General features: G+C 66.9%; 28 protein-coding genes. 13 read left to right on the top strand and 15 right to left on the bottom strand.

Features of this window, described 5'->3' with window-relative positions:
• The first annotated feature begins 10 nt into the window (after positions 1-10).
• On the top strand, positions 11-529 hold the full coding sequence (locus E3T31_RS01135) for a CarD family transcriptional regulator (RefSeq protein WP_092107039.1): 519 nt from the start codon (positions 11-13) through the stop codon (positions 527-529).
• A gap of 204 nt (positions 530-733) precedes the next feature.
• On the opposite strand, the gene E3T31_RS01130 is transcribed toward E3T31_RS01135, so the two are convergent.
• The 3 genes from E3T31_RS01130 to E3T31_RS01120 form a co-directional block, all read right to left on the bottom strand.
• Positions 734-2011, bottom strand: a complete 1278-nt coding sequence (locus tag E3T31_RS01130; RefSeq protein ID WP_134467106.1) for a hypothetical protein — start codon at positions 2009-2011, stop codon at positions 734-736.
• 362 nt (positions 2012-2373) lie between these two features.
• Complete coding sequence (locus E3T31_RS01125) at positions 2374-3000, bottom strand: LysE/ArgO family amino acid transporter (protein ID WP_134467105.1); 627 nt, start codon at positions 2998-3000, stop codon at positions 2374-2376.
• 22 nt (positions 3001-3022) lie between these two features.
• On the bottom strand, positions 3023-3508 hold the full coding sequence (locus E3T31_RS01120) for an Lrp/AsnC family transcriptional regulator (RefSeq protein WP_092452027.1): 486 nt from the start codon (positions 3506-3508) through the stop codon (positions 3023-3025).
• Positions 3509-3658: 150 nt separating this feature from the next.
• Between E3T31_RS01120 and ald the strand changes: the two genes are divergently transcribed.
• The 4 genes from ald to E3T31_RS01100 all read left to right on the top strand — a co-directional run bounded on the left by ald (position 3659) and on the right by E3T31_RS01100 (position 8368).
• Positions 3659-4774 (top strand): alanine dehydrogenase, encoded by a 1116-nt coding sequence (gene ald, locus E3T31_RS01115; protein ID WP_134467104.1) that lies wholly within the window; start codon positions 3659-3661, stop codon positions 4772-4774.
• A 32-nt stretch (positions 4775-4806) separates the two neighbouring features.
• Positions 4807-5049, top strand: coding sequence for a hypothetical protein (locus E3T31_RS01110; RefSeq protein ID WP_134467103.1), 243 nt, complete (start codon positions 4807-4809; stop codon positions 5047-5049).
• 38 nt (positions 5050-5087) lie between these two features.
• On the top strand, positions 5088-6845 hold the full coding sequence (locus tag E3T31_RS01105; RefSeq protein ID WP_134467102.1) for an aldehyde dehydrogenase family protein: 1758 nt from the start codon (positions 5088-5090) through the stop codon (positions 6843-6845).
• A gap of 236 nt (positions 6846-7081) precedes the next feature.
• On the top strand, positions 7082-8368 hold the full coding sequence (locus E3T31_RS01100; RefSeq protein WP_134467101.1) for an ATP-binding protein: 1287 nt from the start codon (positions 7082-7084) through the stop codon (positions 8366-8368).
• A 112-nt stretch (positions 8369-8480) separates the two neighbouring features.
• Here the strand turns inward: E3T31_RS01100 and E3T31_RS01095 are convergent, their stop codons facing one another.
• Positions 8481-8945, bottom strand: a complete 465-nt coding sequence (locus E3T31_RS01095; RefSeq protein ID WP_134442846.1) for a hypothetical protein — start codon at positions 8943-8945, stop codon at positions 8481-8483.
• A gap of 432 nt (positions 8946-9377) precedes the next feature.
• Here E3T31_RS01095 and E3T31_RS01090 point away from each other — a divergent pair, with 432 nt between their 5' ends.
• The 3 genes from E3T31_RS01090 to E3T31_RS01080 are packed head-to-tail and all read left to right on the top strand — an operon-like array spanning position 9378 to position 11843.
• Positions 9378-10448 carry an ATP-binding cassette domain-containing protein gene (locus tag E3T31_RS01090; RefSeq protein WP_134467168.1) on the top strand — a complete coding sequence of 357 codons (1071 nt, stop codon included), beginning with the start codon at positions 9378-9380 and terminating at the stop codon, positions 10446-10448.
• Positions 10445-11413 (top strand): ABC transporter permease, encoded by a 969-nt coding sequence (locus E3T31_RS01085; protein WP_134467100.1) that lies wholly within the window; start codon positions 10445-10447, stop codon positions 11411-11413. The genes E3T31_RS01090 and E3T31_RS01085 overlap by 4 nt, the downstream gene beginning before the upstream one ends.
• A 37-nt stretch (positions 11414-11450) precedes the next feature.
• Positions 11451-11843 (top strand): VOC family protein, encoded by a 393-nt coding sequence (locus E3T31_RS01080; protein WP_134467099.1) that lies wholly within the window; start codon positions 11451-11453, stop codon positions 11841-11843.
• 43 nt (positions 11844-11886) lie between these two features.
• On the opposite strand, the gene E3T31_RS01075 is transcribed toward E3T31_RS01080, so the two are convergent.
• Positions 11887-12738, bottom strand: coding sequence for a LysR family substrate-binding domain-containing protein (locus E3T31_RS01075; RefSeq protein ID WP_370304161.1), 852 nt, complete (start codon positions 12736-12738; stop codon positions 11887-11889).
• A 67-nt stretch (positions 12739-12805) separates the two neighbouring features.
• Between E3T31_RS01075 and E3T31_RS01070 the strand changes: the two genes are divergently transcribed.
• Positions 12806-13246: a DUF5997 family protein gene (locus tag E3T31_RS01070; protein ID WP_134467097.1), complete on the top strand. Its 441-nt coding sequence runs from the start codon at positions 12806-12808 to the stop codon at positions 13244-13246.
• A gap of 197 nt (positions 13247-13443) precedes the next feature.
• On the opposite strand, the gene E3T31_RS01065 is transcribed toward E3T31_RS01070, so the two are convergent.
• Positions 13444-14109 (bottom strand): alpha/beta hydrolase, encoded by a 666-nt coding sequence (locus E3T31_RS01065; RefSeq protein ID WP_134467096.1) that lies wholly within the window; start codon positions 14107-14109, stop codon positions 13444-13446.
• A gap of 299 nt (positions 14110-14408) precedes the next feature.
• On the opposite strand from E3T31_RS01065, the gene E3T31_RS01060 reads away from it, so the two are divergent.
• Entirely contained in the window at positions 14409-14993 is a 585-nt protein-coding gene (locus tag E3T31_RS01060; RefSeq protein WP_134467095.1) for an NUDIX hydrolase family protein, read from the top strand.
• A gap of 24 nt (positions 14994-15017) precedes the next feature.
• On the opposite strand, the gene E3T31_RS01055 is transcribed toward E3T31_RS01060, so the two are convergent.
• The 5 genes from E3T31_RS01055 to E3T31_RS01035 form a co-directional block, all read right to left on the bottom strand.
• A complete protein-coding gene (locus E3T31_RS01055; RefSeq protein ID WP_134467094.1) occupies positions 15018-16007 on the bottom strand; it encodes a nucleoside hydrolase in 990 nt (329 codons plus the stop codon).
• 90 nt (positions 16008-16097) lie between these two features.
• Positions 16098-16595 carry a GNAT family N-acetyltransferase gene (locus tag E3T31_RS01050; RefSeq protein ID WP_092452001.1) on the bottom strand — a complete coding sequence of 166 codons (498 nt, stop codon included), beginning with the start codon at positions 16593-16595 and terminating at the stop codon, positions 16098-16100.
• A gap of 100 nt (positions 16596-16695) precedes the next feature.
• Positions 16696-18294, bottom strand: coding sequence for a DEAD/DEAH box helicase (locus tag E3T31_RS01045; protein ID WP_134467093.1), 1599 nt, complete (start codon positions 18292-18294; stop codon positions 16696-16698).
• 401 nt (positions 18295-18695) lie between these two features.
• Positions 18696-19334 (bottom strand): DUF1684 domain-containing protein, encoded by a 639-nt coding sequence (locus E3T31_RS01040; protein WP_134442837.1) that lies wholly within the window; start codon positions 19332-19334, stop codon positions 18696-18698.
• A gap of 64 nt (positions 19335-19398) precedes the next feature.
• A complete protein-coding gene (locus tag E3T31_RS01035; RefSeq protein WP_174844830.1) occupies positions 19399-19941 on the bottom strand; it encodes a hypothetical protein in 543 nt (180 codons plus the stop codon).
• A 44-nt stretch (positions 19942-19985) separates the two neighbouring features.
• Here E3T31_RS01035 and E3T31_RS01030 point away from each other — a divergent pair, with 44 nt between their 5' ends.
• Together E3T31_RS01030 and E3T31_RS01025 are read left to right on the top strand one after the other, a co-directional pair.
• A complete protein-coding gene (locus E3T31_RS01030; protein ID WP_233194879.1) occupies positions 19986-20426 on the top strand; it encodes an EVE domain-containing protein in 441 nt (146 codons plus the stop codon).
• A 30-nt stretch (positions 20427-20456) separates the two neighbouring features.
• On the top strand, positions 20457-21722 hold the full coding sequence (locus E3T31_RS01025) for a hypothetical protein (RefSeq protein ID WP_134467092.1): 1266 nt from the start codon (positions 20457-20459) through the stop codon (positions 21720-21722).
• Positions 21723-21797: 75 nt separating this feature from the next.
• On the opposite strand, the gene E3T31_RS01020 is transcribed toward E3T31_RS01025, so the two are convergent.
• The 3 genes from E3T31_RS01020 to E3T31_RS18115 form a co-directional block, all read right to left on the bottom strand.
• A complete protein-coding gene (locus tag E3T31_RS01020; protein ID WP_134467091.1) occupies positions 21798-22310 on the bottom strand; it encodes a SprT-like domain-containing protein in 513 nt (170 codons plus the stop codon).
• 64 nt (positions 22311-22374) lie between these two features.
• Positions 22375-23535 carry a sorbosone dehydrogenase family protein gene (locus tag E3T31_RS01015; RefSeq protein ID WP_134467090.1) on the bottom strand — a complete coding sequence of 387 codons (1161 nt, stop codon included), beginning with the start codon at positions 23533-23535 and terminating at the stop codon, positions 22375-22377.
• Positions 23536-23638: 103 nt separating this feature from the next.
• Complete coding sequence (locus E3T31_RS18115; protein ID WP_241977461.1) at positions 23639-23878, bottom strand: hypothetical protein; 240 nt, start codon at positions 23876-23878, stop codon at positions 23639-23641.
• On the opposite strand from E3T31_RS18115, the gene E3T31_RS18110 reads away from it, so the two are divergent.
• A complete protein-coding gene (locus E3T31_RS18110; protein ID WP_241977459.1) occupies positions 23870-24181 on the top strand; it encodes a hypothetical protein in 312 nt (103 codons plus the stop codon). The genes E3T31_RS18115 and E3T31_RS18110 overlap by 9 nt on opposite strands.
• A gap of 79 nt (positions 24182-24260) precedes the next feature.
• Here E3T31_RS18110 and E3T31_RS01005 read toward each other — a convergent pair whose 3' ends face one another.
• On the bottom strand, positions 24261-25145 hold the full coding sequence (locus tag E3T31_RS01005) for a spermidine synthase (RefSeq protein ID WP_134442832.1): 885 nt from the start codon (positions 25143-25145) through the stop codon (positions 24261-24263).
• Positions 25146-25263: the final 118 nt, after the last annotated feature.

Raw genomic sequence — 25263 nt, 5'->3', positions numbered from 1 at the left:
GGCGCATTCCATGAAGATTGAAATCGGCGAAACTCTGGTCTACCCGCACCACGGAGCGGTCACCATCACGGCCCTCGCAACCCGCACCATCAAGGGCGTCGAAAAGCAGTTCATGACCCTCAACGTGCACACCAGCGCGCTGACCATTCAGCTGCCGGTCGACAACGTCGAGCTCGTCGGGGTGCGCGACGTCATCGACGCCGCCGGGGTGAGTGCCGTCTACGAAATTCTGCAGAACGCCTTCACCGAGGAGCCGGGCAACTGGTCACGCCGCTACAAGGCCAACCAGGAAAAGATGGCCAGCGGCAGCGTCTACCGGGTCAGCGAGGTCGTACGCGACCTGTGGCGTCGCGACCAGGACAAGGGCGTTTCGGCCGGCGAAAAGCGGATGCTCGAAAAGGCTCGTCAGATCCTCGTCTCCGAGCTCGCTCTGGCCCAGGGCCTGACCGACCAGGAAGCCGGCGACCTGCTGCTCATCGAGATTCAGAACTACGTCGTCAGCGACGAGCCGGTTGAAGTAGCCGTCTAGTCTGCCTGACCGTGCACCCTCGCTCGCCGCGCGAACGAGGGTGCACACCTGTTTAACCCAGCCGCGCCGGGCGTCCGCATGAGCGCGCCCGGTACTGGCGCGCGCTACGGTAACGAGCGTAGCGGCCACCAGTATCGGGCGCGCTCGTGCGCCGGTGGGGCAGGGGACCGCGCACTGGCGTTCGCCCCGCGCATCGTCCAGGCGCTAGACCAAGGCGGCACACAGCAGCAGGGCCGGCCACGATGCGACGAGCACGACAGTCAGATAGACCAGATTGCGGCGGGTGAGCGCAACGCTATCGATGCTGTAGCGCGAGCTGAGCAGCATGGTCAGCCCGGTGATCGGTCCCACGGCGGTCGAGACTCCCCAGCCGATGCAGGCGGCCAGCACAAACAGGGTCGGGTCGGGTCCCAGCGGCTGCACGAGGGCCGCGACCACCGCGACCGACACGACCGGGTGCACGCCCACGAGCGCGACCAGAATCATCGCCAGCATCATGGCCCAGGCGACGGGAACGGTGAATTCGCTGACCGGAAGCGGCAGCTCGAACAGGGGAAACAGCATCCGCAGACCGACCGCGAGCACCCCGGCTGAGGCGAAGAGCGTGACCTCACCCCGCAGTTGCGGCAGGTCGTGTTTGGCATGCCGGGCCAGCGAGCGCACCGCACCGCGACCGTTGACGATGAGCAAGCCGAGCAGCGTCACGCCGAGGCCGGCGATCAGCACAATGCGCGGCACCGGCACGGCCGAAAAGAGTTGGTGGGCGATGATCACGAGAGCGACCAGGGCGAGCGGAACCCGCACGAGCGCCCAGCTCAGCGAGTAGCCGGTATAGGCCGGCAGGTCGCGGCCCCAGAGCCGAAAAATGTCCCAGACACTCAGCCCGATCGCCGCGAGCGCGAGGCCCAAGCCGACGAGCAACAACACGAGCGAGTTGGCACCGGGCACGAGCGTGGTCGCCGCGGCGGCGGCCGCCCAGAACGGTGACCAGAACGCCGCTGCCGAAAACGACCGGGACAACAGCGCGGCATCGGGTAATCGCAGCGCGGTGCGACCGCGCAGGTGGTCGCCGACGATTCCAACCGCACCGATATTGATGATGGCGCCGAGCGCGTGGGTGGCGAGCGCGGTGCGCAGCACTGCGAGCCGGCCGTGCAAACGGGTGCGGGTCGTCGGTTCGCTGGGTGTGACGAGCCGCAGAAACGACACGGCCGTGAGCATGCCGATGAGGTCTTGATTGACAGAGAGCAGGTCCCGGCCGTTGACTGTGCCTCCGAGTGCAACCCCGATCAGAACGGATGCGATCCCAAGACCGATCAGCAGCATTGCAATGATGCGCTGGGTGCGGTTGACCAGAACCAGCCCGACCGCAGCCGCGGCGATGGTGAGCCCGCCCGCCACGAGCGTCGCGTCTGGCAGCGCGACCGACAGTCCCACAAACAGGATCACCCCGCTCAGGAGCAGCGCATAGAGCAGTCGCACTCGTGGCCTCCCGAACGGTTCGCCCAACTCGTCGGTCGGGCACGTGCTTCCTATCCAACCAGCATCGTGTCCCGGTAGTGCACGGGCGAACCCCCGAGGGTGGCGGCCGCGGTGCCTGGTCGGAGGTCCGCTTGAGCGCGCCCGATCTCGGTGCGCGCTACGGTAACGGGCGTAGCGCGCACCAGTATCGGGCGCGCTCGTGCGCTGACAGGGGCCCGGACCAGTAGCGGGCGAGCTCGGGCGCGGGGCGCGGGGCGCGGGTTGCGGGGCGGCGTGTTCCCGCCCGAGGTTGAGGTGCCGAAGGGCGCGAACCGTGAGGTTCAGCTGCTCGGCAAGACCGGATATTGGCGCGAGTTGGTGCGCTAGACCCCGACGGCCATGCGCACACCGAGGGCGATCATGACCACGGCGATGAAGCCGTCGAGCACCTGCCAGGAGGAGCGCTTGGCGAACAGGGGCCGCAGCATCCGTGCGCCAAAGCCGAGCGAGAAAAACCAGACGAAGCTTCCCGTGATCGCGCCGGCGCCCCACCACCAGCGTTCGTTCGCGCCCTGTTGATTGGCCACCGAGCCGAGAAAAATGAGGGTGTCGAGGTAGACATGCGGGTTGAGCCAGGTCAGCGCGAGGGTCGTCGCGACGGCGGCCCTGGTGCTCACCTGGGTGGTGGCCGCGGCGACGAGCACGCCGGGGCGAAAAGCGCGCACGGCGGCGAACACGCCGTAGCTCAGCAGAAAGCCGACGCCGAGCACTTGCACGACGACGAGCGCGGCCGGGGCGGCCTGAATGAGCACGCCGATTCCGACGATTCCGGCGAAGATGAGCACGGCGTCGGACAGGGAGCAGATCAGCACGGCCGCGAGCACGGTGTGGTTTTTGCCCGCGATGCCGAGCCGCAGAATATACGCGTTCTGGGCGCCGATCGCGATGATCAGGGCGAGTCCGGTGCCGAAGCCGAACAGGGCGGGCAGGAGCGTATCGGCGAGGTTCATTTCCTGCTCAGTTTAGGGCGCACTATTCGGGGGCGACACCGTTGTAGAAGTGCTCGAACACCATGCTCGTGCGGGTTGACGCCACGGCCGGATTGGCGGAGAGATGCTCGAGCACGAAATCGCGTACATCGTCGGTGTCGCGGGCCGCCAGATGAATGATGAAGTCCTCGGAGCCGCCGAGAAAGAACAGCTGGACGACCCGGGGCATCACCCGGATCGAGTCGCGAAATGCCGGAATGTGCGTGCGGGCCCCGGCGCGAATGCTGACACTGATCAGCGCCTGCAGCCCGAGGCCGATCGCCTTGGGATCGACCATGGCCGTGAAATCGGTGACGATTCCGCGGCTGACCAGTGAGCGCACCCGGGAAACACAGGTGGACTCGGCGATTCCGGCCGCCGCAGCCAGACGGCTGTTGGTGGTGCGGGAATCCGCCTGCAGCGCCGCGACCAGAATGCGATCGACCTCGTCAAGGGGTTCGAGCGATCGAATCCTCTTCGCTTCGGCCATGTCGCTTCTCCTCGTCACCGCATAATTCGTGAAATATTCTTGAAGTCTGGCAGATTCCACGAATTTTACCTAGCGGAAACGAATCAATAGCAGTCTTACTCCTATCGAAGCCGATGCGTTCGGCACTGGCGACTGCGAAACGGAGCCCCTATGTTGGTCGGCATTCCCACCGAGATTAAGAACAATGAGAACCGCGTCGCGATCACGCCGGCCGGTGTGAATGAGCTCACCCGTCGCGGTCACGAGGTCATCATCGAACAGGGCGCCGGGCTCGGCTCTGGCATCACCGATGACGCTTTTCGCCTCGCCGGGGCATCCATCGTTGCCACCGCCGCCGACGTCTGGGCGGCGGCCGAATTGCTGCTCAAGGTCAAGGAACCCATCGCGAGCGAGTACCCGCTGATGCGCCAGGGGCAGGTGCTGTTCACCTACCTGCACCTGGCGGCATCCGCTGCCTGCACCGAAGCACTGATCGAGTCGGGCACCACCGCGATCGCCTACGAGACCGTGCAGCTGAGCGACCGCACGCTGCCGCTGCTCTCGCCGATGAGCGAGGTGGCCGGCCGGCTCTCGGTGCAGGTTGGCGCCTACCACCTGCTGAGCGCCAACGGCGGCAGCGGCATTCTGCTCGGCGGCGTTCCTGGAACCCCCAAGGCCAAGGTCGTCGTGATCGGCGGCGGCGTCGCCGGCGAGCATGCCGCGGCCAACGCCCTCGGTATGGGCGCCGACGTGACCATCATCGACCTGTCGCTGGCCCGCCTGCGCCAGCTCGAGGCGCGGTTCAACGGCGAAATTCAGACGCGTGCCTCGACCCAGTACGAGATCGCCGAGCAGGTTCGGGAAGCCGACCTCGTGATCGGCTCCGTGCTGATTCCGGGAGCGCAGGCACCCAAGCTCGTCACCGATGCCATGGTCGCCTCGATGAAGCCGGGTTCCGTACTGGTGGATATCGCGATCGATCAGGGCGGCTGCTTCGAGGGCTCGCACGCCACGACGCACGACAACCCCACCTTTGCCGTGCACGACAGCGTCTACTACTGCGTCGCCAACATGCCCGGCGCCGTTCCGGCCACCTCGACCCGTGCGCTGACCAACGCGACCCTGCCCTACGTGATCGCGCTGGCCCAGAAGGGCTGGAAGAAGGCCATTGCCGAAGACGCCGCCCTCGCCCAGGGCCTCAATGTGCACAACGGGCGCATCACCAACGCGCACGTCGCGTCGGCGTTTCAGGCCGAGCTGCTGACGGTCGCCGACGCGATCGCCTGAGCGGTCGCGGGCTGGTCAGTACACTAAGAGTTGTGACACACGGTAAGGACTCCCAGCCGCGAATCAAGGGACCCGGCGGAATGACGGCCTGGCTCAACGGTCGTCTGTTTCCCATTCTGGGACCGCCGCCGGTCGGATTGAACGGGTCGGATCTGTTGCCCGCCGCTCCCGCGCCGGTTCGGGGCTGCCCGGTCTGCGCCCAGCCGATGGATCAGCACGAGATCGATCGCAGCGGCGAGCGTACCCAGCTGCACTGCCCCGTCGTCGCCCCCTGAACTGCAGCACTAGGCTGGTCGGCAATCAGGGGAGATCAATGACGGTGGATCAGGCTGGGCTCGACCTCTCCATCGCAGCGCTGGCACGGGGGAGCGAGGGGTGGGCGGCGACCACCCTAGCGGCGCGAGCCGATCTGCTGGCGAGAGTCGCAGCATCCGTCGGCGCCGAAGCCGAGCGCTGGGTGCTCGCTGCCGCGCACGCCAAGGGGCTCGACCAGGCGTCGCCGCTGATCGGGGAGGAATGGCTGACCGGGCCGTACGGCGTGCTCACGTCGTTGACCGCGCTGCAGCGCACACTTCGGGTGCTCGACGCGGGACACAGCCCGCTCGCCGGCCGGCGGCTGGGGCGGGCGCCGGGCGGTCGGGTCACGGTTCCCGTGCTTCCACACAACGCCTGGGACGGGCTCCTGCTGCACGGATTCACCGCCCAGGCGTGGCTGCGACCAGGCGTCACAGCGGCGCAGGCCCGATCCCGGGCCGGACTGGGGCAGCACGTTTCCGGCAGGGCACCCAGGGAGGACTCTGGGCCCAGGCCCGACCGTGGAATAGGCCTCGTACTCGGCGCCGGAAACATCAGTTCGATCGCGCCGCTCGACGTGCTCTACGAACTCGTGGCACACAATCGGGTCTCCATCCTCAAGCTCAACCCCACCTTCGACGGCCTGCTGCCGGTCTATCGCGCGGCGCTCGCCCCACTCATCGAGGCCGGCCTGCTTTGCATCGTCACCGGCGGCGCCGATGTGGGCGACTACCTCGCGCACCACGCCGGCATCGGCCACGTGCACATCACCGGCAGCGCGGCCACCCACGACGCCATCGTGTTCGCCGGCTCGAAAACGGATGCCCCGCGCCTCACCAAACCGATCACCAGCGAACTCGGCGGTGTCTCACCGATCATCGTACTGCCGGGCCGGTGGAGCACCCGCGACCTGCGCTATCAGGCCGAACACGTCGCAACCATGCGGCTGCACAACGGCGGCTACAACTGCATAGCCGGACAGGTGCTCGTACTCAGCGCCGCCTGGCCACAGAAGCGCGCGTTTCTGGACGCGGTCGCGGCGGCCCTCGCGTCCGCACCGCCTCGGCCAGCCTGGTACCCCGGCAGCGATGAGCGGATGCGCGCGGCCCGCGCCGCCTACCCGGCCGCGCGTTCGATTCCCGGCGGGCGCCTGCTCGTGGCAGCCGGGGCGAGTCGTGAAGCGCCGCAAACGGGCGGTGTGGACTCGCCCGAGGCGTGGGCATCCGCTGTGCCGGAAGATATGCTCAGAACGGAATACTTCGCGCCGGTGCTCGGCGTCGTCGAACTTCCCGGCACCGGCCTGGCGTTTCTCGACGCAGCCGTCGAGACGGTAAACCGCGACTTTCTCGGCACGCTCGGCGCGAATATTCTCGGAGTGCCGAGCATGATCCGCCGGCTCGGTGCCGGGTTCGAGCAGGCAGTGGCGCGCCTGCGCTATGGAACCATCGCAATCAACGCCTGGACCGGCGTCGGGTTTCTCTCAGCGGCGTCGCCGTGGGGCGCGTTCCCGGGGCATGCCCTCAGCGACGTGCAGAGCGGCATCGGCGTGGTGCACAACGCCCTGCTGCTCGACGACGTGGAGCGCACCGTCGTGCGGGGGCCCTTTCGGCCGTTTCCGCGCTCGATCGTGCACGGGGAGTGGGCGCTGCTGCCGAAGCCTCCGTGGTTCGTCTCGGCCCGAAGTGGCGCCCTGACCGCTCGCCTGCTGACCGAATTCGCCGCGCGTCCCTCGGTGCGCAGGCTGCCGGGCATCCTTGCCGCCGCCTTTCGCGCCTGACCCGATTCCTTCGGCCACTTCGTGACTGCAGTCCGGGTGCTTGGCGCGCATAACTCCTGCAATTTGGAATCGGCGAATAAAAGTTGGGCGTATTTTCGGGCTTTGGAGGAATTGCTGAGACAGATTGCAGGAGTTACGCGCGGACGGTTCCGGAGAGATGCCGGGCACCTCGCCGGGAGGGGGCAGGGGAGCGGGTGCAATAGTGTGGCAGCACACCCAACAATGCGAGGTTCACGATGACTGGCTGGCGACTGCGCGATTTTCACTCCGACGATCTGGACGGCATTCTGCGCCTGTGGGACGAGATCAAGGCCGCCGACACCGAGCCGGTTTACGGCCTGTCCGAGGTGCTCACCTCCTGCCAGAAGGACCATGCCGTCGTGGCCCTGCACGGAGATGAGGTGATCGGTGCCGCCGTCGGCCGCGCCGCGCACGCTCAGGGCTGGATCGTCTTTCTGGCGACCGCGGAAAAGTGGCAGAGTCAGGGCATCGGTACGGCAATGCTCGCCGCGCTCGAGGCCCGCATGGCCCCGCACGGCATGACCAAGCTGTCGGCGCTCATGCCCGAATCCGAGACCAAGGTCGACGCTTTTATCAACCGCGGCTTCGAGGTCAAGAAGAACCTGCGCTACTTCGAACGGCACATTCCCGTGCAGCGCGAGGAACTCAAGCTGCTCGGCGAACTCGGCGGCCGGGTGCTGCCGCGCGACCTCTGGCAGAAGGTTGGCGGCATGGCGCGCGAGAAGGAACTGCTCGAACGCCGCCTGGTTATGCCCCTGGCCAAGCCGGAACTGGCCGAGCAGTACGGTGTTTCTCCGCCCAAGGCGGTCGTGCTGTTCGGCCCTCCCGGCACGGGAAAGACCACCTTCGCCAAGGCGATCGCTTCTCGCCTGGAATGGTCATTCATCGAGGTGTTCCCGTCGCGCCTGGCTGCCGACCCGCAAGGTCTGGCCGGGGCGCTGCGCGAAACCTTCCTCAAGATTTCCGAATTGGAACACGCGGTGGTGTTCATTGACGAGGTCGAAGAGATCGCGTCCCAGCGCTCGGGCGAACCGCCGTCGGCGATGCAGGGCGTGACCAACGAACTGCTCAAGATCATCCCGGCGTTCCGTGACCAGCCCGGGCGCCTGCTGGTCTGTGCGACCAACTTTATTCGCGCGCTCGACTCCGCCTTTCTCCGCCACGGCCGCTTCGACTACGTCGTGCCGATCGGGCTGCCGGATGTTGCCGCTCGCCAGGCCATCTGGGAGCGGTACATTCCGCAAGGCGTGACGGACGAGGTCGACCTCGCGGTGCTGGTCGAAAAGAGCGAGGGATTCTCGCCCGCTGACGTTGAGTATGCCGCGCATCGGGCGTCCCAGCATGCCCTGGAAAAGGCGTTGTACTCGGCCGACGATGGTCCGGTCATTAATGGTCCGAGCACCGCGGACTACGTCAGGGCTATCTCGGAAACTCGCATGACCGTCTCCGCCGAGGTCGCCGCCGAGTTCCTCGAAGACATCGAGCGTCTTGCCCGGCTCTAGCCGAGCGGACACCCGGAACCATTGAACGCGGGCCCAGTTTTTAGACTGGGCCCGCGTTCGGGGATGGGCCGGGGGCGGAGTACGAGCCCTGGACGGCTGCGAAACGAGGCGTTCAGCGTGCCCGGCGGTGGTAAACCAGAGCGGCGACGAGCGCTTGCCAGATGGCGAAAAACTCGACGACGAGTGACAGCAGACCGAGCGGTTCCAGCCAGTTTCCGATATCGCCCATGGCCATCGGCATGCCGACGGTGCGATTGATGACGAAGCCGACGATGACGGCCGCAGACAGCGCAGCAGCGCCGAGGAAGTCGATTCTCGATCCGACGACGAGAACGCGTTCGATCAATACGGCCACAGCGATGATGATGCCGATGTACGCGAAGGCCAGATAGGGAGTCTCGGCGAATTTGCCGGGGAGGTCGAGGATGTGAATCGCCCCGATGACGGCGAGCGACAATGCAACGGTGATGCGGCGTGTGAGCAGGTGCTGGTCGATGAGGCGCGCGGCCGTGCTGCCCGGATGTGCAGCAGGGGGCTGCATCGGTTCGTCAGGCGATCGCGTGGCGGTCGTAGTCATATATACCTCTCCATGGAGTGTTTCCCCGTATGAACAGTGACAGGCATGTGACGCGCACGGGCGATTCATCGGCAGTGCACAGCACACTCCGTGTTCGCTGCCAGCCACGTTCCTGAGATCTTCAGAGCAGGGAGCCGATCGGGTCTTCCAATGCCGGGAGACACCGCGGGTATGGCCCTATCGGGGCATGAAGCGAACCGCATCAGTGAATTTGCAGCCCGAAGCTCTCGACCCCGCCCGGTGCGTACTGTCGGTGGCGGTTACCGACGGCAACGATGTGGGTGAGACCGACCTGGGAACCTGAGCCGTGTTTATAAGCCGGGCCCGCGTTCCGGGCCGGGCCCTGCCCAAGATTGGGCGGGCGGTTGTCGATGTCGGAGGGGGTTACTAGCATGGCATCGAACCTGATTGCACCACCCGAATCGGCAAGGAATTCCCGTGATCATTGAGGCCCAGGGCCTGACCAAGACCTACCAGTCCAAGAGCGGTCCGGTGCGCGCGCTCGCCGGGCTCGACCTGCAGGTTCCGCGCGGTACGGTCAAGGCGCTCCTCGGCCCGAACGGCGCCGGAAAGACCACCGTCGTCAAAATGCTGACAACATTGATTCGACCGGATGCCGGCACGGCCGTTATCGACGGAATCGACGTCGTTCGCCACCCCAAATCGGTGCGGCGCATCATCGGGGTGTCCGGCCAGTACGCCGCCGTCGACGAGAACCTCACCGGGTTCGAAAACCTGGAAATGGTCGGCCGGCTGTATCACCTGGGCGGCGCGGCGGCCCGCAAACGGGCGCAGGAGCTGATCGACCTGTTCGAGCTCACCGCCGCCGGCAATAGGCCGGTCAAGGGGTTTTCCGGCGGCATGCGGCGCCGCATCGACCTCGCGGGGGCGCTCGTGATCAACCCCAAGGTGCTCTTTCTCGACGAACCGACGACCGGGCTCGACCCGCGCAGTCGCATCGCCCTGTGGGACGTGATCAAACGCCTCGTCGCCGACGGCACAACCGTGCTGCTGACCACGCAGTACCTCGAAGAGGCCGACCAACTCGCTGATGACATCGTCGTGATCGACGACGGCCGGGTCATCGCCGAGGGCACCTCCGATCAACTCAAGGCTCAGATCGGCGGGCACCGCGTGGTGGTCGCCCTCGTCGATGCCGCCGACGGTGCGGCCGCCCGCGACATTCTCGCCCGGCACGGATCGGGTGTCCCCTCGATCTCCACCGATGGTCGGGGAGTCGAAGTCGCCGTCACCGACGGCCCCACCGCCCTGCAGAACATGCTCGCCGACCTGCGCGCCGCAGAGGTCACTCTGCACGATGCCGGCATGCGCCGCCCCACCCTGGACGACGTCTTCCTCAAGCTCACCGGTCACAAGGCCGACCTCAGCACGGCCGACGATGACGATTCCAGCGGGCCCAAGCTCTCCAAACGGGCGCAGGCCAAACGCGACCAGGCGCTGGCAGCGGATGCCTCAGCTGCAGATTTGGAGAGCGTCAAATGAATGCGCGCCACGCCGATACCCCGGCTCAGCCCGCCCCGTCTGCGACCACTCCCACCGCGTTTGCGATCGCGGACTCTGCCACGACGGAAGTCGCACCGGCCGTGGCCGACGCAAACGGTGAGCGGGCCAGCGCTCGGGTGGCCACCCTGCCCCCGCTCCCCACCTGGAACCCGTTTTCCCTGTGGTACTCCGACGGCTGGACCGTCACCAAGCGCAACATGATCAAGATCAAGCGCTCGCCGGACATGCTCGTGTTCGCCGTGATCCAGCCGATCATGTTCGTGTTGCTGTTCAGCCAGGTCTATGGCGGGGCCATTGCGGTTGCGGGCAGCGACTATACCCAGTTCCTGATGGCCGGCATCTTCGCGCAGACCGTCGTGTTCGGCGCCACCTTCTCGGGTGCTGCAATGGCGCTCGACCTGAAAGAGGGCATTATCGACCGCTTTCGGAGCTTGCCGATGAACGCATCCGCTGTGCTGATTGGGCGCACCAACGGCGACCTGGTGCTGAATACCATCTCCATGGTGATCATGATGGCCACCGGGCTCGCGGTCGGCTGGCGGGTCAACACCTCCCCGCCCGAATTTCTGGCGGGAGTCGGGCTGCTGCTGCTGTTCGGCTACGCGTTCAGCTGGGTGATGGCGCTGCTCGGCATGAGCGTGAAGAGCCCTGAGGTCATCAACAATGCGTCGTTTCTGATTCTGTTCCCGCTGACCTTCGTCTCGAACGCGTTCGTGCCGAGTGAAACCCTGCCGACCGCGCTGCGCGTCTTCGCCGAGTGGAACCCGGTGTCCTCGCTCGTGCAGGCCGTGCGGCAGCTGTTCGGCAACCTCGGCACGGCGCCGGTTCCCGATATCTGGACCATGCAAAACCCGGTGCTGACCGTGTTGATCGGCATTACCGTGATGCTGCTCGTGTTCGTGCCCCTGTGCATCCGCAAGTTCGCGTCGATCAGCTCCCGCTGACCCGGCGAAACCCGCACCACTCTAGAGGGAGTTACCCATGACCGAACATGCCGTAGGTATTGTCGCCGGCTTCAGTGGATTCGCGGTCGAAGATCTCGACGCCGCGCGAACCTTCTACGCCGAGACGCTGGGCCTCGAGGTCACGGTGGGCGAGATGGGGATGCTGCGCATTTTACTGCCCGATGGCGCCACCGTGATCGTGTACCCCAAGCCCGATTTTGTGCCGGCCACGTACACGATTCTGAACTTCGCGGTGACCGACCTCGATGCCACCGTCGATGAGCTCACCGAGCGCGGCGTGGAGTTTCTCCGCTACGACGGCTTCGAGCAGAACGACAAGGGAATTGCCGCTGGCGGCGGGCAGGGACCGGATATCGCCTGGTTCACCGACCCGTCCGGCAATATTTTGTCGGTGTTGAAGAACCCGTAGCAGCGAGGTCGCGCCCAACGCAACCGGTCTCTGGGTATCCGTTCTAGTGCCCGCGGCCCTTGCCCTTGTTGGGGTTCTTGGTCGGACGGGTGCGGCCGGGGGCGCTCTCGGTTCTCTTGCGCACGGCCGGTTTGGCTTTCGCTGCGGCGACCCGGATGGCTTTGGCGGCGGCCTTGGCTTTGTCGGTCTTCTTGGGTTTGCGTGGCGGCTTGGCCGGGCGCCCGTCGCTGCGAAGCTCGGGCGGCGCTTCGTCTGCGAGAGCGGCCGCGTCTGCGGCGCCGGCATCGGTTCGTGAACTCGCCTTGGAACGACCACGCACGATGCCGATGAATTCCTCGATGTCCTCGGTGGTTTCGCGGGTGATCCAGGCGAGGGCGATCTGGGTGTCTGGGACGCCGGTGACCGGGCGGGAGACGACGTCTTTGCGGCCGTATAGCCGGGCGATCGAGTGCGGCACAATGATGATGCCGACGCCGGCGGCAACCTGCTCCATGGTTTCGTCGAGGTCGCGCATCGGCGGCAGGGGCCGGCGGGTGCCGTCGCGCACTTCATCGGCGAGGTCGCGCCACTCGGGCACGTCGTCGGGGTTCTGCAGCAAATGCTCCCCGGCCAGATCAGCGAGCAGCACGGTCTCGGCCTGCTCGATCGTGTGATCCTTCGACGCGACTACGACCGGGATCTCGTTGTACAGGTTGATGACGCTCAGATTGGTTTCATCGATGGGCAGGCGCACCAGGCTGACCTCGGCCCGACCGTCGTGCAGCACCGAAATTTGCTCGTCAGTTTCGGTGCGAAACACGGTGAGGGGCACGTCGGGGCGGCGGTCGCCCCAGATCCGGGTCCATTTGGTGGGGGTGACACCGGCGACGAAGGCGATGGAAAAGCTCACCGGCATCCTTTCTCGTAGTCGTTGAGGGGCTATTTGCCCAAATGAGGGCCCTCTCAGGCTATACGCTTGAACAATGAGTTCCGAGAAGAAGCCCCAGACCATGAAGCCCGCCACGGCGGCCCAGAAACTCGGGATTCTGCTCGACGCGGCACCGGCCGAGTTCCAGACCGAATTTGTCAGCCGCACCGAGCTCACCGAGCTCATGGCGAACCCGCCGGAGTGGCTGGCGCTGCTGCGCACCAACGGTCCGCACCCGCGCCAGGTCGTCGCCGCCAAGCTCGGCGTCTCGATTTCCGGCCTGGCCCGCAGCGAGATCACCGAACCGCTGACCACCGCTGAGATTTCCGCCCTGCTGCAGCAGCCGCCGGCCTGGCTCGTGCTGGAGCGTTCCACTCAGGCTGGCGTGCGCGCCGACCAGATCGCGGTGAAAGACCGCGACGCCCACCGCGCGGCTAAGAAAGCGCACGTCGAGCGCCAGGCTTCGCAGGAGCAGGCCAAGCGCGACCGCTCATAGCGCTTGAGCGTTGGGGGGCGTAAATCGTCCGGTCGGGGACGGTTGTAGGACGATCTGCGATTCCTCACCCGGGCTTCCGCATCGGCTGGCGTCTGGCACGTCCGCTCCTTTCGGTACGGGCGCGGCGCGGCGGTGACCGCCTTCTGTCGTGACTGAGAGTGGATGCCGCGCTGCGGCATCCACTCGGCTGAGCGTTTCTAGGCGGCCGGCCTGGACGCGGCGTCGGAGTACTGTGTGCGCAGAAAGTTGACGACGTCGCCGAGCTCGGCCTGCGAGATCGAGTGCGGCAGACCCTCGTAGATGCGCTCGGTGAGGGTGCTGTGCCCGGGCAGCCAGGCCTGGGTGCGTTCGATCGCGCTGGTCGGAATCACGGTGTCGGCGGTGCCGCGACCCCAGAACACGGGAACCGGCCGCTCGGCCAGCTCGGCGTCGCTGTGCTGCGGTCCGCTGGCGACGAATCCGGAGAGGTTCACCGCGAAGCTGAAGCGGTCGGGCGCGGCGCGCAGCAGCTCGAGCGCCATTGCTCCCCCCTGCGAGAACCCGAGCAGGCCGATCGACGGCGGCTGCTGCGGCAGGGCGTCGAGCCAGTCGAGCACCGCGGTTACGGCCGCCGCGACGGGGGCCGGGTCGGGGCTGCCCGGCTCCGCGATCGGAAACCAGGCCCAGCCGGCGGTGACCGGCGCCGGTGCCTGCAGGGGCGCGCGCAGGGCCGCGATCACCGGCTCAAGCGGCAGGTGCGGTGCGAGGGAGAACAAATCGCCCTCGTGCGAGCCGTAGCCGTGCAGGATGAGCAATAAGGGGCGGTCAGTCCGGTCGGCGCCGGTGGCCGACCAGAGAACGGCGGCGTTGTCGATGGTGGTCATAGCTTCCTCCAAATAGCTCGCGACTCGTGGACGCCGCGCACTCCCATACTTCCATTGCCGTGCCGTCCAGACGTGCCGCGTCGATGATCATCTCGAACTATGTCAGCGGTTGCTCGGCATAACTCCTGCAGAAAATTGACGTGCGCGACCCGATGGCAGCAAATCATTGGAGAGGTGGCCGAGCACCGCGCGAATTGCAGGAGTTGTGCGCGTGGTGAGGGAGGGGACCGGCCCACGGCAGTCCGGGCGGAGCGGCTCGCGAGTGCGCGCGCGGTGCCCACGTAGGACAGAATGGCATCATGAGCGTGCGAACCCCTGACCCAGACCCGGACTGGACGCCGAAGCCCCCCGTGGGAGCCCCGAACACGAATCCGGGCTGGCTGAAAGACGTTGAACTGGCCGAGATTCGCCGCCGCCTGCCGATTCTCTACATTGAGGCCGTGCCCGTGCGGGTTGATGGTCTCGGCCAGGTCGTCGAGGTCGGTGTGCTGCTCCGTGCCCGTTCAACCGGTGAGATGACCCGCACCCTCGTCTCCGGCAGGGTGCTCTATGGCGAGACCTTGCGCGATGCGCTTTTTCGTCACCTCGAGAAGGACCTCGGCCCGATGGCCTTCCCGCAGCTTCCGGTCAGCCCGGTGCCGTTCACCGTTGCGGAGTACTTTCCGCTGCCGGGCATTACCGCCTACACGGATGACCGCCAGCACGCCGTCTCGCTGGCCTACGTCGTTCCCGTCACCGGTACCTGCGACCCGCGACAGGATGCCCTCGAACTCACCTGGATGACGCCGACCGAGGCCGTGTCACCGGGAGTCTCGGCCGAGATGGAAGGCGGTCGGGGCGCCCTGCTGCGCGCCGCGATGGCGTCGGTCGGCCTGCTGTACTGAGCCGGCGGCAGCATCCGCTCACCGCTAGGCGGGCTGCGGCAGCGCCGAACCAAGCCCGAGCGTATCGAGGAACAGGCGCACGTACCGGTCGACATCGACGTCGAGCGCGACCTCCGCGGCCTCCCAGTCGCCGGCCAGGCCGTGCAGGATGTCTTCCCCCGGATGCGTGCGCTTGTCGACCAGGGTCTGCCCGCGCCCGTAACCGGCGAGTTGCACGCGCAGGGGCAGCATCTGGGTGGTCAATCCGCACGGATCGACGAGGGCGCAGAGGGCCCCGGCATCACCGATCAGACCGGTGTATTCGGCGTTGCGCCCCGAGCCGAGGGCGATCCGGTTGCTCAGCAGGAGGCCGACGACGTGGGCCAGATTCGACTCGCTGCGCACGAGTTCACGAGCGACCTGCTCGCCGATCGCGACCTGATTGAACACGTCGAGCCCATACATGAAGGTGGGCACGCCGGAATCGAGCACGATGGCCGCGGCCTCCGGGTCGTGCCAGACGTTGAACTCGGCGACCGCGGTCGCGTTTCCGACCGTCGTGGAACCGCCCATGAAGACGATGCGCTCAATATTTTTGACCAGATCGGGGTACTGGCGCAGCAGCAGGGCAAGGTTTGTCTGCGGAGCGAGCCCGACCAGGGTGACCGGGCGGGGGCTGTCCAAAATCAGCCGGCGCATGAGCTCGATCGAGCTGATGGACTCGGCCGTGCGGTCGGTCGGCGGCAGCTGCAGTGTGCCGAGGCCGCTCTCGCCGTGCACGTGCGCGGCCGATCTGGCCGGTTCCAGTAGGGGGCGGCGGGCGCCGGCCGCGACCGGAATGGACGGCGCGTCGGCGACGTCGAGCACGCGCAGGGTGTTCTCGACGACGCGGTCGAGTGAGGCATTTCCGGCCACGCAACTGATGCCGAGCACGTTGATGCCGGGGTGCTTGACCGCGAACAGGATGGCCAGGGCGTCGTCTACGCCGGTGTCAACGTCGAGGATGACGGGGATTGCCGCCGTGGAATTAGTCATCAGATCACCCTATTGGGTCTGGTGTGCCCCAGACCCCAGCAGGTGGGTTTGCGCCCCTTATCGGCTCATTCTGCACTTCTGAGCAGACCTTCAGCGAACCAGACGCACCTCGTGCAGCATTTCGCCGAGAACCTCTTCGGTCTTCTCCCGACCGTCAGCCGTGTAGCCGTTGCGCGCGTAGAAAGCGTGGGCGCGCGGGTTGTCGGCGGCCACCCAGAGCACCGACGGGCCGGCATCGACGACAGCGTCGAACAGCAGTCGGCCGACGCCGACGCCGTGGTGCGCATTGAGCAGGTACATGACCTTCAATTCGCGAGTGGATGCCGGCAGGTCGTCTTCCTGACCCGGGGCGCTCGCAGCGAAACCGATGATCTCGCCGCTGCCGTCGACGGCGACGACCTGTCGGTACTCGTGACCGAGCTTGGTGATTCCGTGCCACATCGTGGCGAGACGCTCCGGTCGCAGGTGGGACAACGCGGCCTGGCTGAGCAGGTGATCATAGGTTTCATGCCAGCAGGCGGCGTGTACGCGGCCCAGGCTTTCGGCATCCGCTTCTTCTACGGGTCGAACGACAACTGTGGTGTTCATGATTCGACACTATCCGTCTTTGCGGGCGATCCCGGACACACGAATGGGCCGGCCTCCGAAGAGACCGGCCCAATTGTTTCAAGCGGATGCTGCTGGCTGTTTAGCCCTGCGAGCGGCGGGGAGCCGAGCGGCCTGCTCCACCCGAGCCGGGTCCGCGAACAAGTCCGCCGACCTGGAGGCTTCCGACGCGAGCGCCGCCCGAGCGGCCAGCGGCCGAACCCGAGCGGGGAGCGCTGGAGGCAGCGCCGGCCGGACGGCCGGTGCGCTCGCGACGAGCGCCACCGGCGGGAGCCGAGTCGCGGCTGCGGCCGCCGTCGTTACGTTCGGTGCGGGCACCGCCCTGGCTTGCGCCGGAGCGGCCGGCGCCGGCATCGCGGCCGCCCTCTGAACGGCCACCCTGTGAGCGACCGCCTTCAGAGCGACCGCCCTGTGAACGTCCGCCCTGCGAGCGTCCGCCCTGCGAACGACCACCCTGCGACTGGCGCTGCTGCTGCGGCGCTTCGACGCGGGGAGCCGGCTTGACATAAGCAGCAACATCGCCGACGAGGGCGTCGACGGCGGGGGAGGAAGCATCCACGCGCTGCGGGGTCACCTTGATGGCGGCCTTGCGCAGCAGAGCGTCGGTGTCGCGCTTCTGCTCGGGCAGCACGACGGTGACGACGTCACCGGCGCTGCCGGCGCGGGCGGTACGGCCCGAACGGTGCAGGTACGCCTTGTGCTCGGCCGGCGGGTCGACGTGGATGACGAGTTCGATGTCGTCGACGTGCACGCCGCGAGCGGCGACATCCGTTGCGACGAGAACCTTGACCGTGCCGGCGCTGAACGCGGCGAGGTTGCGGTCACGGGCCACCTGCGAGAGGTTTCCGTGCAGGTCGACGGACGGGATGCCAGCGTCGGTGAGGCTCTTGGCGAGCTTCTTGGCCTGGTGCTTGGTGCGCATGAAGAGGATGCGACGGCCAGAGCCGCTCGCCAGCTTCTGCACGAGGTCCTTCTTGGCATCGACGCCGGCGACCTCGAACACGTGGTGGGTCATGGCCGAGACGTGGCTGTTAGCCTCGTCGACGGAGTGCATCACCGGGTCGTGCAGGAAGCGCTTGACGATCTTGTCCACGCCGTTATCGAGGGTGGCGGAGAACAGCATGCGCTGGCCGTTGCCGGGAGTCTTGTCGAGGATGCGGGTGACGACGGGCAGAAAGCCGAGGTCGGCCATGTGGTCGGCCTCGTCGAGCACGGTGATCTCAACCGAGTCGAGGTTCACGAAGCCCTGCTTCATGAGGTCTTCGAGGCGACCGGGGCAGGCCACGACGATGTCGACGCCGGCCTTGAGCGCGGTGACCTGGCGGCCCTGCGAGACGCCACCGAAGATCGTGGTGGTGTTGAGGCCGTAGGCCTCGGCGAGCGGGGTGATGGCGTTGGTGATCTGCGTGGCGAGCTCGCGGGTCGGCGCGAGGATCAGGCCGAGCGGGCGACCCGGGCGACGCTTGCCGCCGGCGAGGTTGCCGCCGAGGCGGGACACCATCGGAATGGAGAAGGCCAGGGTCTTGCCCGAGCCGGTCTTGCCGCGGCCGAGCACGTCGCGGCCGTTCAGGGTGTCCGGAAGGGTGTCGACCTGAATCGGGAAGGCGGTGTCGATTCCCTGGGAAGAGAGGACCTTGACCAGGGGTGCCGGCACGCCGAGCGTGCCAAAGGGTGTGGGCACAGTGGTTGTAGATAAAGCTGTAGACAAAATGGTGCCTTTCGGGCATCAGTCTCCTCGCCCGTTCGAAGTATCGCGCAGCGATACGCAAACCAGGAGGATTCACATGGCGAAGGTGCCGAGGGGCACATCCGTTCGCCGTAAGAATGTTTCATTCGAAAAATCAGGTCAGCCCTGGTGGGCCGCCAGATAGAGAAGAGGGCGTTCTACGACGCAGCAAGCGCAACTACGCACTCGCAAGTACCACTACTCTAGCGGATGCTGTCAAATCGCAGCTCGCGCGCACCGAGAGTGACCTTGGTATCCGGGGCGCTGTGCCGAATCTTTCGAGATTCGGGGCATCCCACGCGCGGAGCGGGCGAATCGACGAAATTCTCCGCAGGTGTGAACGGGCACCCGGGTAGCTACGAGTGGTCGCCGTGGTAGAGCTCGCCGACGGGCACGTCGACGTCGATGATATTGCCGCTCTGCGGCAGTGGGCAGGCCCACATCGGGTCGTACGCGCAGGAGGGGTTGTAAGCAAAGTTGAAATCGAGAATGAGGGTGTCGTCGTCGACCCCCGGGCCGAGATCGGCACCCTTGATGGTGTCGAGCAGGTACCGTCCGCCGCCGTAAGTTCCGCCGCTTTTGCCGGCCAGGGCATCTTTCAGCGGCAGGAACAGGCCGCCGCCGTAGCTTGCGAGCCGCCACACGTCGAGCGAACCAAGGTAGGGCAGGCGCACGGTGCCGACCAGGTCGAAGGGCACGGTGCCGTCCGTGCCGGTTTCCACGTTCATGCGATAGGACTGCTCGGAGCGGTGCACCTCGACTTCAAACCGCCAGTCCGGGTCGTACGCGGCAATGGGAAGCCCGGTGAAGGCCGAACGGTCGTCGGGCAATAACGGCGACGACGGATGCCCCGCAAACAGTTCATCCCGCCCCGACCGCCACAATTCATGGCCGCTTTTCGGGCTGCTCACGCTGAGCTGGCGCACCCCCGCGTACAAACCGGTCACACGCCGACGCCAGTCCGCGATCTGCAAGGCCCCCAGGGAAGAACTCATGGTGGCTACGCTACCGCTGGCGGGCCCGGTGCATAGGAGATGGCGCGGGGAAACTGCGGAAGCGCTAGTTGCCGTCGTCGGACTCCCGCTGCGACAGCGGCACAAAGTTGGGGTCGTCGATGCCCACGTCGTGCTGCCAGGTGGGGGCGAGAACTTTGAGGCGCAGCATCCGCCACTGCCAGAACGCCCAAAACGTCGGCCAGAGGGCGATCGTGGCCGGGCGGCCGCGAAAAATGAGCTGGTCCCGGTAGAGGGTTTTGCCGGTGCCGGCCGGGTCGGGCGCGATCGCCATGCGGTGATCCCAGAGCGTGACCGCACTCAGCGCGCCGGAGACGCCGCGACCGGTATCGCGCAGAATGCGCACGCCGTCGGGCCGGTGCGTGGAGTTGGCAAGGCGAATGATCTGGGTTCCCATCGGCACCAGGCCGAGCATAGAGAACACGGCGGGGTGTTCGCCCGGTTCCCACCGGGTGGGAAACCCGTCGGGTTCGAGAGACTCGACCGCCATGAACGGGCTGCTCACCTCGCGAAAGACGGCGGGGCTGTGGATGGCGTGCCAGGCAGCATCCGGTGTGCAGTCCAGAATCTCTTTCAGGAGTACTCGCATCTGCCTAGTTTGGTGTGTGCGTGGCATGCGGTACAACTAGGAATGTGGCAATTCGGTTCTGGCTCGGCGTTGTGCACCGCGAGCACGTGCTGCGCGGTGTCGATTTGGGCATCGCCCGCGCCAATCGCGGCGCCGGGGACCTGATCGCGCAGATGGGCGAGGCCGACGGCATCGTCTACTACTCCCCGAAAACTGCGATCGAGGGCGATCCGCTCAAGGAATTCACGGCCATCGGCCGAATAGCGGATGCCTATGCCTACCAGGTGGGCGACCCCGCGAACGAGTTTCGGCCCTGGCGACGCCGGGCCGACTACGATCTGGATGCCTGGCCGACCAGCATCCGCCCGCTGTTGCCCGTGCTACAGCTCACCCGCGGAAACCCGGACTGGGGCTTCCAGCTGCGCCGCGGCGTGCTCGAGATTTCGCGGCACGACTTCGAGATGATTCGGCAGCAGATGCGGCGGCCCTCTGCCGACGATCGGTAGCGCCCAGTAACCCTCATTAGACTCACGGCTATGAATGGCGATCTCTGGTGGGTACCCTCGGTCATCGTTATCGGCCTCGTGTTGGCCGGAGTCTGGGCGCTGGTGGCAGCCTCGCGGCGGCGCACCCGGGCTCGGATCGGGCAGGTGAACGCTGAGGCGGCAGTTCTCGCCCGCAGCGCGGCGATCAGCCTGGTTCGCGCCGACGATCTGGTGCAAGACGCGACCGACGAGCTCGGCTTCGCCATCGCCCAGTTCGGCGAGTCTTCGACGCGGGAGTTCGCCACGGCGCTCAGCACGTCGAAACGCCAGCTCAGCGATGCTTTCGCGCTGCAGCAAAAGCTCGACGACGCCGTGCCGGACACCGCTGCCGAACGCACCCGCTGGAACCAGCAGATCATCCAGCTCGCGGACGAGGCCACCGGTCGGCTGACCGGTCAGGCGCGTAATTTCACCGCCAGGCGCGGCGTGGAACGCAACGCCCCGCAGCAACTCGACGAACTGCGCCGACGCCTCGATCGCGTGTCCGACCGGGTCGCCGGCGGAGCGAGCACGCTCGCCCGGCTCGGTTTGAGTTATTCGCCGCCGGCGCTCGCTTCGATCAGCGGCAACGTTTTGCGGGCGCAAACCGCACTCGACCTGGCCGCGGCCGCCGCCGATGCTGCCGCTGCGCGCCTCGAGGCCGCGTCGTCCGAACCGGTGGGGGAGCAGCTGCAGTCCGCCGAGCACTCCCTGTTTCAGGCGACACAACTGCTCGACGCGATTGAAACCGGCGAGGACTTGCTGCACCGCGGTTTCGCGAACTTGCAGCAGGCACTGGATGCTGCCGGCTCGGAACTCGCGCAGGCGCGAGCCCTGCGCGATGGTCACGAAGAATCCGATACGAGCGCGTCCCTGAACCTCGTCATCACCGAGGCGGCAGCCGTGCAGGCGCAATTGCGGGAGCCCGGGAGGCTCAGCGACCCATCCTCGGATGTCGTGAAGCTGGAGGCGGCGATGAACGGGCTGGACAGCATCCGTTCGGAGGCACGCAATCGGCAGTTGCGGCTCGAGAACGCCCGCACCGCCCTAGCCGGCGCGCTGCTCACCGCCCGCAGCCAGATTACGATCACCCGCGACTTCGTGTCCGCCCATCGCGGTCGGGTGCAGGCCGCCGCGCGCACCCGTTTGGCCGAGGCTGAACGGCAGCTCGCGCTCGCCGTGGCCGAGGCCGACCCGGTGACCGCGCTGGATACCGCTCGTCGAGCGATGATGCACGCCACGGATGCCGACGCCCTCGCCCGCTACGACGTGCACTGAACGCGTGCGCGCCGACCTGGTGCGCCCTGAACGTCTGGGTGCTGAACGTTTGGGCGCTGACCCCGGGCCCTGAACTCAGCCGACCGGCGGGAGCCGAGGGCCGGCCGAGGCCGCGGCCCGACGCCGGATCGCCGGCGTGATTTCGCGGCGTAACCAGCTGATGGCGTGGGCCTGATCGAATCGGCGGGCGCAGAGTCCACAGGCCAGCGGCCGGGTGGGCTGCCGATACCGAAAATGGGTGTGGCCGGCGGGGCAGGTGCCCACCCAGGGGGCGAGTTCGTCGGCGATCTCGCCGTCGTGGGTGCGCTTGCCGTCGTAGCCAAGGTCGAAGGCCACCTTCTTCCAGCGCGGACCATGCCCGGCACGCGGCCCGGCCAGGGCGTGCGCGAATTCGTGCAGCAGGATCTGGTGCACGTCGTCGTCGGCATAGCGGGAGGCGAGGTAGCGCGACACCGTGATGTGCTTCGCGCTGAAATTGCACAGGCCGGCACGTTTTTTCGCGTTGTCGAAGCCGAAGGTCCAGCTGGGGTCGAGGTGCAGAACGATGAGCGCGTCGGCCCAGCGTCGCACCTGGGCGAGATCGGCCATCAGGAGGCCGCCGTTTCCGCGAGGCAAGCGGGGGTCTGAGCGAGATCAGACGTCGGGAAAGACATCAGGGCGCCACCGCCACTTGCAGGAGCCGGTCGTCTTCAGCCGCCGGGGAGCCCCGGCCATCCGTGTTATTACTCACAAACCACAGTGTGCCAGCCGGCCCTGACACCACGTCGCGCAACCGGCCGTATCCGTTGACAAACCACTCGGTGGGGGTGTCGGTGGAGGACGTGCTCAGAATCGGGATGCTCCACAACCGTTGCCCGCGCAGGCTCGCCATGAAGATGGTGTCGTTCACGATGGCGATGCCGCTCGGGCTCGCTACGTCCGTCGACCACTGACGTTCCGGGTCGAGATACGCCGGGTCGCCGGCCTGGCCCTCGACCAGCGGCCAGCCGTAGTTGCCGCCGGGAACGATGCGGTTGAGTTCGTCCCAGGTGTTCTGCCCGAACTCGCTCGCCCACAGCTGGCCGCGCGAATCCCAGGCCAGGCCCTGTGGGTTCCGATGCCCGAATGAGTACACCAGTGTGCCGAACGGGTTGTCCGCTGGCGCGGCACCGGTCGGTGTCATTCGCAAAATCTTGCCGCCGAGCGAGTCCAGGTCCTGGGAATTGGCGGTGTCTCCGGCGTCCCCGACCGTGGCGTAGAGCAGTCCGTCGGGGCCGAACGCGAGGCGTCCACCGTTGTGATTGCCGGCTCGGGGGATGGAGTCGAGCACGAGGGTGGGTGCCCCGAGGGTGTGGCTACCGGGGGAGCCGGCCAGCGGCATCCGTTCGATGCGGTTGTCGGCCGCCGTTGAGTAGTAGGCGTACACCCAGCCAGTGCCGCCCGGGGCCGCCCGGTCGGCGAGAAAGGCGAGGCCGAGCAGCCCGCCCTCACCGCTCGGGCGCGCCGCCGCGACGGTGCCGGCGTCGCGCAGGCTGCCGTCGGCCAGCAGCTCGCGAAGCCGGGTGGTGTCGCGTTCGCTGATGAGCGTGGCGCCGTCGGGCAGTCGCAGAATCGACCACGGAGCCTGAAGCCCCGACGCGATCACGACCGGTTCGCCGACCGGATGCACCGGTGCGAGCGGGTCAGCACCGGCATCCGTTGCGCTCGGCGTCGGTTGGGCCGGTGTCGTGGTCGTCGGAGTGGCGCGCGGGTCCGCAGCGCTGCACGCGGTCAGGGTGAGAATCACGAGCACGGCCGTGCCCACCGCACGCCGCCGCTCGGTCGGATCGGTCACCGGTCACCTCGCCTTCGTCGTGAACACAGCATGCCGCTTAACGCGTGCGGCGGCCAGTAGCTGGCCCCGGGCCCGTCCACTCGCGGCGGGACTGCAGGTCAGGTCAGGCCTGGGCGCTGCGAGCAGCAATGTGCTGCTCGACGACGGCAACGGCCAGCAACGAGCTGTCGAGTTCGTCGGCGTCGGCGCCGTCTTTCTCGCGCAGAAACACGGCAGCGGTGAAGTCGGCGAGGGCTCCTTCGAGGTTGTCCTGGTCGAAGTACACCTTGCCGCGGTGCTGGCGGGCATAGGCGGCGAGGCGGCTCCACTCGTGCACCTCGGAGTCGAGTATGCAATGCGTCAACTCGCTCGCGGCCTCGACGAGCTTGCCCTGAAATTGCAGGACCTGCGCCCGACGGATGCGACTGGCCACCGCCTGCTCCCGGTTGCCGGTGAAGCGCGACTGGCGCACGGCCTCGTTGGCCACTTCCCAGGCTTCATCGAGCCGGCCGACGAGGCGCAGCAGGGCAACCTTTTCGTTCAGCGCGGCCAGGCTGCGCAGGGTGCCGAGTTCTTCAAGCCGCTCACCGGCGGCCTGAAGGTCTACTTTTTCGCGCAGGGTGATGGGGTCGTAACCGATGATGAAACTCAGGGTGTGTTCCTGTAATGACGAAGGCGGACGCGGCCGCGCGGAGAAATGACGGGTGTCCCCAGAGTACCGCCGCCCGCGGGCATCCGGTCGCCGGCTAGTGCCCGATCTGGAAGACCGTGCGGCCGGGCAGCGGCGACTGCGTCGACGTCTCGTCGGTCGCCACGAGCGAACCGGCCATGAACTGCTTGAGTTCGGTTCCCTCGATCACCTTTGCCGGGTGCGGACCGTTGGCCAGCAGCCGCGGAATCCAATTGAGGTCGATCGGCGTGTGCGCTGCGATGAACACGATGTTGCCGAACCGGCGCCCCTTGAGCACCTGCGTCTCGGCGAATCCGATCACGTGCGGAAACACCGCCGAGAGGGTTGCGGCCTGGCCGCGCGCGAACGCGAGGCCGGGGCCATCCGCTACGTTGACGGCGAGTACGCCGCGTGACGACAGCAGCGGGGCGGCGAGCGCGAAAAACTCGCGGCTCGTGACGTGCTTCGGGGTGCGTGCCCCGGAGAAAATGTCGACCACGACGAGGTCAACCGCGCCCTGCAGCCCGGCGGGAAGCTTGCCGAGCACCTCGCGGGCATCGCCATGGCGCACGCGCAGCTGGGCGCGTTTGTCCCACGGCAGCACCTCCCGAACCAGGTCGATCAAATCGCTCTCGATCTCGACCACCTGCTGGCGCGAGCCCGGCCGGGTCGCCTCGACGTAGCGTGGCAAGGTGAGCGCGCCGGCCCCGAGGTGGACGGCGGTGATCGGCTCGTGCGGGTCGCCGAGCAGGTCGATGACGTGCCCGATGCGCTGGATGTACTCGAAGAACAGCTCATCCGGGTGATCGATGTTCACGTGCGACTGCGGGGTACCGTCGACCACGAGCTGAAAGCTGCCGGGGGTGAAACGGTCGGGTTCGATCACCGCAGTGTGTCCGCTCAACTTCAACACGACAGACGGATGCCCCTCCGTCACCTCACCCTTACGCCCAGTACTCATCGTCCTAGTCTGCGCCCTGTCTGCGTGCCCGCGCCGCAGCATCCGCTTTCGCGAGAAGCGGCGCGGGAGCGGTGCCGGATGTGAGAAGGGTGTTATACCTGAGAGTTTGCAGATTTGC

Origin of the sequence: Cryobacterium sp. TMS1-13-1 (genome assembly GCF_004403125.1) — a bacterium.
Lineage (GTDB): Bacteria > Actinomycetota > Actinomycetes > Actinomycetales > Microbacteriaceae > Cryobacterium > Cryobacterium levicorallinum.
Note: the sequence above shows the minus strand (reverse complement) of the source record. Positions and strands in the feature narration are given on the sequence as shown.